The following is a 6,614-nucleotide window of genomic DNA, read 5'->3' on the forward strand; positions in this document are numbered from 1 at the left end:
GAACTGCCCTTGGTCGGCTTCACCCTCATTGGGGTGGTACTTTCCATTTTCCTCGGCTTTAAAAATAGTGCCTGCTATGACCGTTGGTGGGAAGCACGGAAGCTATGGGGTATTTTAATTGCCAATTCACGTCACTTTGACCGTGACTGTCGTATCTTGACTCAAGGTCGCCGTGAACGTGTGATTCAACATGTGATTGTCTTTGCCAATGTCTTGCGTGACCGTTTACGCCATCAAACAGCCAATCCTACCGAGCTGGTGGAAACCAGTGGCCTAAGTCAAAATGCACTGACTCAGCTGTATCAACAAGCCAATGCCCCGCAGTACACCCTCAGTTTGATTCAGTGGGAGTTAATGCAAGCATTAAAAGAAGGTGAAATTAGCGACATTGTGTATGCACAGTTGAATCAGCATGTTGCTGACCTAAGTGTAGTGCAAACCGGTTGTGACCGTATTGCGACAACGCCACTACCTTTTGCCTACTCGGTATTACTCAATCGTACGGTGTATTTTTTCTGTCTCATTTTACCGTTTAGCTTAGGTTCAACCTTGGGTATTTTCACCCCGCTATTGGTTGGTGTGTTGGCCTATACCTTTTTAGGACTCGATGCTTTGAGTTCGGAAATTGAAGAACCTTTCGGAACGCAAAGTAATGATTTGCCACTGGACTCGATGGTGCGCACTATTGAAATTGAACTGCTTGGGACTTTAGGTAAACCGACACCTCCCCCGATTCAAGCACAAGACAATAATCTACTCTAAGCGAACTCACGCTTACCTTCTCTTAGGCCATATATAGCTTATGGAGAAGGTAGCAATCCTCAAAAACATTTAGACAAAACTGTCCCAAATCCCCACTTGTCCCTCTTTGACTCTGGGAATATTGCCCAATTTAATCCATGGCATATTGTCACCATGAAAATCACTGCCGACCGATACTTTTAAATCATGCTCTGCAATCATCCGATCCACCATTTGACGGGTAGAGGTCGGTTCAACACTGGGTGGCAACTCAACCGCATCCCCACCAAACTGCGCAAAGATTTCAATCAGGTAGCGAATATTGGTGGCCGATAAGTCATAACGTGTCGGATGCGCCAATACTGCAAAACCGCCACTGGCATGAATCACCTGAATGGTTTCTTCTAAGCCCAGTCCATCAAATTTCACGTAGGCTTTTTTGCCTTCTTTAATATATTTATCAAACGCTTGTTGCGCGCGACTCACATACTTTTTTTCAACCAAGGTCTTGGCAATATGGGTTCGAGTCACGCGGTCAGGCATCTGTTCAACTTTCGCCAAAACATCGAGATAAATATCCTCACCAATCAGTGGAATCAACAAATCACAAATTTCTTTGGCGCGGCGCGCGCGGATTTGTTTTTGCTGTTCAAGACATTTTTGTAGTGGCTCTAAATCTTGCATATTCAATGCAACCACATGCACGCCATAGTTTTTCTTAGTCGAGGGTCTCGACCACTGACTGGAAATTTCTACACCTGAAATAATACGCATCGCATGCGACTTTGCAGCCAACTCTGCTAAAGCAAGGCCATCCATGGTGTCATGGTCTGTCAAAGCCAAGGTATGAATACCTTTTTCTGCTGCAGCATCAACCAATTGCTTCGGTGTGAAAGTGCCATCAGAAATATTGCTGTGAGTATGTAAATCTACGCCTTCCATCACTTATACTAGCTATTTATTTGAACAGATTTAGATACTCTAACATGAAAGCACTTTTAGACTTTGTGCCGCTGATCATTTTCTTTTATTTATATAAAACTGTAGATCCGAAAAATACTGATCACCCATTACTTCAATTGATTGGTTCTGCTGGGGGTGTCGATAATAATAATATTCTTGTAGCCACCACAGGTTTAATTATTTCGATGCTGATGGTTTACGGCGCACTGTTCTTCATGCAAAAGTTCCGTTTAGACAAACAACAGTGGATTGTGTTGTTTATGACGGTTATTTTCGGCGGTGTTACCTTAATGCTGTCAGATGACTTTTACATCAAACTCAAAGCGGCCTTACTGAATATAATTTTCTCAGGTGCTTTCTTACTTTCCCCTTATTTTGGCAAAGAACGCAAACCGCTGATCAAACGTTTGTTCGGCCCAATCTTCAATTTAACCGACGCAGGTTGGAAAAATTTAAACTTTGCATGGGCGGCCATGTTTGCTCTCATGTCTTTTTTACACGTATTTTTCGCATTTTTATTTATGGACGGAAAATATTGGGGAGAATTCACGGCTTTTGGTGACATGATCGTGATGTTTTCCTTTATCATTATTCAGTTTATTGTATTACGTAAATACTTTAAATCTTCTGAAGAGTAATTTAGCCAGAACATACATCGAGAACTCTTATGCCGCTATTCGTTGTCACATGTACCGATCAGGAAGGGACTGTCGAAAAACGCCTTGCTACACGTCCAGAACATCTTGTTCGTTTACAAAAGCTCAATGATGAAGGTCGTTTAATTGTTGCTGGTGCAATGCCTAAAGACCCAAGCAATCCACAAGCGGGTTTTTATGGCAGTACGATCATTGTTGACTTTGACTCACGTGAAGCACTCGATGCATGGTTACAGGAAGAGCCTTTCTTAAAAGCAGGGGTTTATCGTCATATTGATGTTAAACCATTTAATAAAGCATTCCCTCAAGGATAAGGTCATGCGTGTCGTTGTCACAAGCTTATTGGGTTTATCTCTTCTTTCTTCTATGGCATGGGCGGTTGAAACCGCACCTGCTCCAAGTGTAGCCCCTGCCGTCCAAGCAACGACTGCGGCTCCACCACCATCTGGACACAACACCGCTACACAACCAAAAATTATTCCTGCTGTAGCAACCATTAGTCCAAATGGTCAACCACAGGAAGCCAAACCGCTCACCGCTGAACAATTGGCGAAAAACAAAGCCCTCCAAGATGCCAAAGTCAAAGCATTGGTCAAAGACCAAGCTTCTCGCTTAGCTCAGTTAGAAAAAGCCAATCTTGATGCTTTGGCACAAAACCAAGAGCTACAACTTAAAAATGACAGCCTCGGTGTACAAGTACAGGTTTTACAAAGCGAACGCAGTGCACAAATGTTTCTATACGGTGCAGCAACCATCGCTGTGGGTGTCTTACTGGGTTTTTTAATTGCTAGTTACGTTTATACCAAACGCCGTCGTCAGTGGTAAGCTAAGCCCTATTAGAAACAATAGGGTACTGTGGCTTTGTCAAGCGCAATTCAAACTGCCGATTTAGAGTGGCAACAAGTTGATGGCATTGATGTGCCAGTTTCAAAACAATTTGGCGATGTCTATTTTTCCAAAGACAATGGTCTACTTGAAACACGCCATGTGTTTTTAAATGGCAACGATTTATCTGAGCGCCTGTCAAATCTTCAGCCCTTTGAATATTTTAGTGTGGGTGAAACAGGCTTTGGCACAGGGCTCAACATCTTGGCACTTTGGCAACTTTGGCAACAAGTACGGCCAAATAACCACAGCCATCTCCATGCCATTTCAGTTGAAAAATTTCCGCTATCTAAGGCTGATCTGATACGCGCACTCAATGCTTGGCCTGAACTTAAACCGATCGCCGATGAATTGATAACACAATACCCGCATCCGATTGCGGGTTGTCATCGCCTGAGCTTCCCGAATGAACGTTTTAGCCTAGACCTTTGGTTAGGCGATGCCCACGATGTTTTCCCTAGTATGGCAAAAACCAGTAGCGTTAACGCATGGTTCCTCGATGGGTTTGCACCTGCCTGTAACCCAGACATATGGGAAGAGCAAGTACTGAATCACATCGTTCGCTTGTCTGACATTGGAACAACATTTTCTTCATTTAGTGTTGCAGGTGTACTTAAACGCGGCTTAAAACAGTATGGTATTTCTATTTCACGCCCACGTGGATTTAAACACAAACGCGAAATGCTCAAAGCCATCTGGTTACCTGCTGAGCCTGAACATACATCAGACGCTGTAGACACCAAATCGGTATCGGATCAAAACCGACCTGGTCAACGACCATACCCTTTTAAACAGCGCCATATCGCGATCATAGGTGCAGGGATTGCAGGTTTAACTAGTGCATGGGCCTTTGCCGAGCGTGGGCACCAAGTCACGCTCTACGACCAATCTGAGCCACTCGCAGGAGGTTCAGGCAATCCGCTGGCCTTACTCAACCCCAAACTTTGTCCGATTGAACAAAGTCATGAACATCTCATGACCTTGGCTTGGCAACATGCTTTACAGCACTATTCCAAATTTCAAGCTTTTCGCCCGATTCAAGTACATCAACTGGCGCTTAAAAAAGCCGAAGACTTACTCGATCTCGAACCACAATATCCTGCGGGTCTTTTGACAGCCGAAACCGCTGCTGATTCAGCGTTAATCACTGAATATTCCAGTCTGAATTTAACCGAAGCGGGCGCCGTTTCACCACATCAACTCAGAGATCAAATCTTAGCGCATCCGCTGATTCAGTTCGTACAAGCCAACATTACTCAAATCCATCCAGAGCACAATGAAATCGTAGATGAACAAGCTCAATCTCTAGGTCAGTTTGATCACGTGATTGTGTGTTGTGCACGCCACACGGCTACTTTCTTTGAGCAGTACCCTGTGCTGAAGCCCATTCGTGGACAAGTTAGCTGGGTGGAGAACACGTCACAAGCATTCGCACTTGATCAAGCCTATAGCTATGGTGGCTATTGTATGCAGCTTGATGCTCAACAGCTCATCTTAGGCGCATCCTTCTATCCGAATCGGGACGACAGCGATGTTTTGCTTGAAGACCATGTGCATAACTACGAACTTATCCACAGTGTCTTTCCAGATTATGCACAATCACTTCCTGATGTGAGGACTTGGCAAGGCCGTGCATCCGTTCGCGCGCAAAGTTTGGACTATTTTCCAGTACTTGGTAGAATGTCCGAACAGTCTGAACATTCTGAACAGTCTGAAATTTATAGCTTTGCAGGCTTAGGCTCTAAGGGCTTCTTATTTGCGCCTTTATGCAGTGAAATTTTAGCGGCACAGATACTAAAAGAGGCCTGCCCTGTTCCTGAGTCACTGCTACAAAAGCTCAGTCCAACCCGATTCCACAAGAAAGTCAAAGCCAAAAAGCCTTATTTTAAAGCGCAGTCTTAGTTCTGCTTTTGACTCAAGTGCAGCGCATGGCGCTATAGAGAAAATTCATATTTCCAAGACATTAAAAAAGCGCCTTACGGCGCTTTTTTTGCTGTTGCTTAGTTGCCCTGCTCTAAGGCTAGACCAGCATCACGAGCAGCACGAGTACCGCCCATTAAAATGACATACTCACGTGCACTATCAAAACCTTCAAGTAGCTCTGCTGCACGTGGTGCTTTGCTTCCGCCGCCACATAATATATAAATCGGTTGACCCGTCGACACCTGAGTAAGGCTCTGTGCCGATAGTCCCGTGATGGGCTGATTAACCGCCCCTTTCACGTGTGCTTCGGCATAAGCATTTGAATCGCGTACATCCCAGATGATCGCATCCTCTGGGAACTCAAATGTTGTAATTTCTTGTTTACGGATCATTGCGCACTCCTTTGATGTAAACAACACTTGGCAAATGAAGAAAACATCCCTAGCATCTCAGATATTCTTTCTATTTGTAAAGGTCTAATCCATGCCATCTTTTGATATTGTTTCAGAATTAGAAATTTTTGAGGTAAATCATGCTGTTCAGAATACCCAAAAGGAAATTGCAACCCGTTTTGACTTCCGCGGTCAAGATGTTTCAATTGAACTCAATGAAAAAAACAAAGAAATTAAAATCTCAACAGAAAGTGATTTCCAGTGCGAACAAGTTTATACCATGTTAGAGAACCATTTCTTTAAGCGTAAAGTTGATATTCAAGCGCTTGATCCACAAAAAATGACCGCTTCAGGTAAAAATGTACTTCAAGTGGTGAAATTAAAAGACGGACTTGACTCAGATACCGCAAAAAAAATTAACAAAGCCATTAAAGAAAGTGGCATTAAAGTGCAATCTTCAATTCAAGGCGACAAAATTCGTGTGACTGATAAAAAGCGCGATACATTACAGCAAGTAATGACGTTTTTAAAAGAACAGCAATTTGGTCTGCCTTTACAGTTCAATAACTTTAAAGACTAATCCCCTTGTTCGATCATTTGAGGTAACTATGCCAAAGGCCAATCGCTTATCTAAAATTGTAAAAGCCACTTCTCGCTTGCCGAAAGCGTTGCGTACGCGATTATGGAGTCAAGCTTTTGGTCGCATAGTTCCCATGGTCGGCAGTGCTCATATCCGTTATTTACAAGTGAGTCATAGTGAAGTCGTAGTCAAAATCGAAAACCACCGAGCTATGCAAAACCATATTGGACAGTTACATGCCTGCGCCATGGCTTTGATTGCTGAAACAGCAACTGGCTTTGTCACAGGGATGAATGTGCCTGACCATTGCATTGTTCTGATTAAAAGCATGCATATTGACTTTAAACGTCCAAGTAAAGGTGCCATGACAGCGACAGCCACCTTAACACCAGAACAACAGCAACTGATGCAAACTACCGCCAAAGGTGAAACTTTAGTTTCTGTGACAGTAATGGATGAATCGGGTGAAGCACC

9 protein-coding genes are annotated in these 6,614 nt (G+C 43.6%); 7 read left to right on the forward strand and 2 right to left on the reverse strand.

Translation table 11 applies throughout. From position 1 onward, the window contains the following. The coding region (locus B4F08_RS14225) for a bestrophin family protein (RefSeq protein ID WP_291374905.1) at positions 1 to 762 on the forward strand (762 nt) is incomplete at its 5' end. A gap of 69 nt (positions 763 to 831) precedes the next feature. Here the strand turns inward: B4F08_RS14225 and B4F08_RS14230 are convergent. Beyond that, the gene (locus B4F08_RS14230; protein ID WP_291374908.1) at positions 832 to 1,683 is read right to left on the reverse strand and encodes a PHP domain-containing protein; all 852 of its coding nucleotides are present in this window, start codon (positions 1,681 to 1,683) and stop codon (positions 832 to 834) included. Positions 1,684 to 1,727: 44 nt separating this feature from the next. On the opposite strand from B4F08_RS14230, the gene B4F08_RS14235 reads away from it, so the two are divergent. Genes B4F08_RS14235 through mnmC form a run of 4 tightly spaced genes read left to right on the forward strand, consistent with a single transcriptional unit; the run spans position 1,728 to position 5,147 of the window. Next, on the forward strand, positions 1,728 to 2,342 hold the full coding sequence (locus B4F08_RS14235; protein WP_086210480.1) for a septation protein IspZ: 615 nt from the start codon (positions 1,728 to 1,730) through the stop codon (positions 2,340 to 2,342). 29 nt (positions 2,343 to 2,371) lie between these two features. Beyond that, the gene (locus B4F08_RS14240; RefSeq protein ID WP_086210481.1) at positions 2,372 to 2,674 is read left to right on the forward strand and encodes a YciI family protein; all 303 of its coding nucleotides are present in this window, start codon (positions 2,372 to 2,374) and stop codon (positions 2,672 to 2,674) included. Positions 2,675 to 2,678: 4 nt separating this feature from the next. Beyond that, a complete protein-coding gene (locus B4F08_RS14245) occupies positions 2,679 to 3,185 on the forward strand; it encodes a hypothetical protein (protein WP_086210482.1) in 507 nt (168 codons plus the stop codon). Positions 3,186 to 3,221: 36 nt separating this feature from the next. Beyond that, positions 3,222 to 5,147: an FAD-dependent 5-carboxymethylaminomethyl-2-thiouridine(34) oxidoreductase MnmC gene (gene mnmC, locus B4F08_RS14250; RefSeq protein ID WP_291374911.1), complete on the forward strand. Its 1,926-nt coding sequence runs from the start codon at positions 3,222 to 3,224 to the stop codon at positions 5,145 to 5,147. A gap of 98 nt (positions 5,148 to 5,245) precedes the next feature. Here the strand turns inward: mnmC and B4F08_RS14255 are convergent, their stop codons facing one another. After that, complete coding sequence (locus tag B4F08_RS14255) at positions 5,246 to 5,560, reverse strand: rhodanese-like domain-containing protein (RefSeq protein ID WP_086210483.1); 315 nt, start codon at positions 5,558 to 5,560, stop codon at positions 5,246 to 5,248. 91 nt (positions 5,561 to 5,651) lie between these two features. On the opposite strand from B4F08_RS14255, the gene B4F08_RS14260 reads away from it, so the two are divergent. Both B4F08_RS14260 and B4F08_RS14265 read left to right on the forward strand, forming a co-directional pair. Then, positions 5,652 to 6,140 (forward strand): YajQ family cyclic di-GMP-binding protein, encoded by a 489-nt coding sequence (locus B4F08_RS14260; protein WP_004697619.1) that lies wholly within the window; start codon positions 5,652 to 5,654, stop codon positions 6,138 to 6,140. Between the two features lie 28 nt (positions 6,141 to 6,168). After that, on the forward strand, positions 6,169 to 6,614 hold a 446-nt coding region (locus B4F08_RS14265), incomplete at its 3' end, for a DUF4442 domain-containing protein (RefSeq protein WP_291374914.1).

Source organism: Acinetobacter sp. UBA6720, assembly GCF_002454215.1.
Classification (GTDB): domain Bacteria; phylum Pseudomonadota; class Gammaproteobacteria; order Pseudomonadales; family Moraxellaceae; genus Acinetobacter.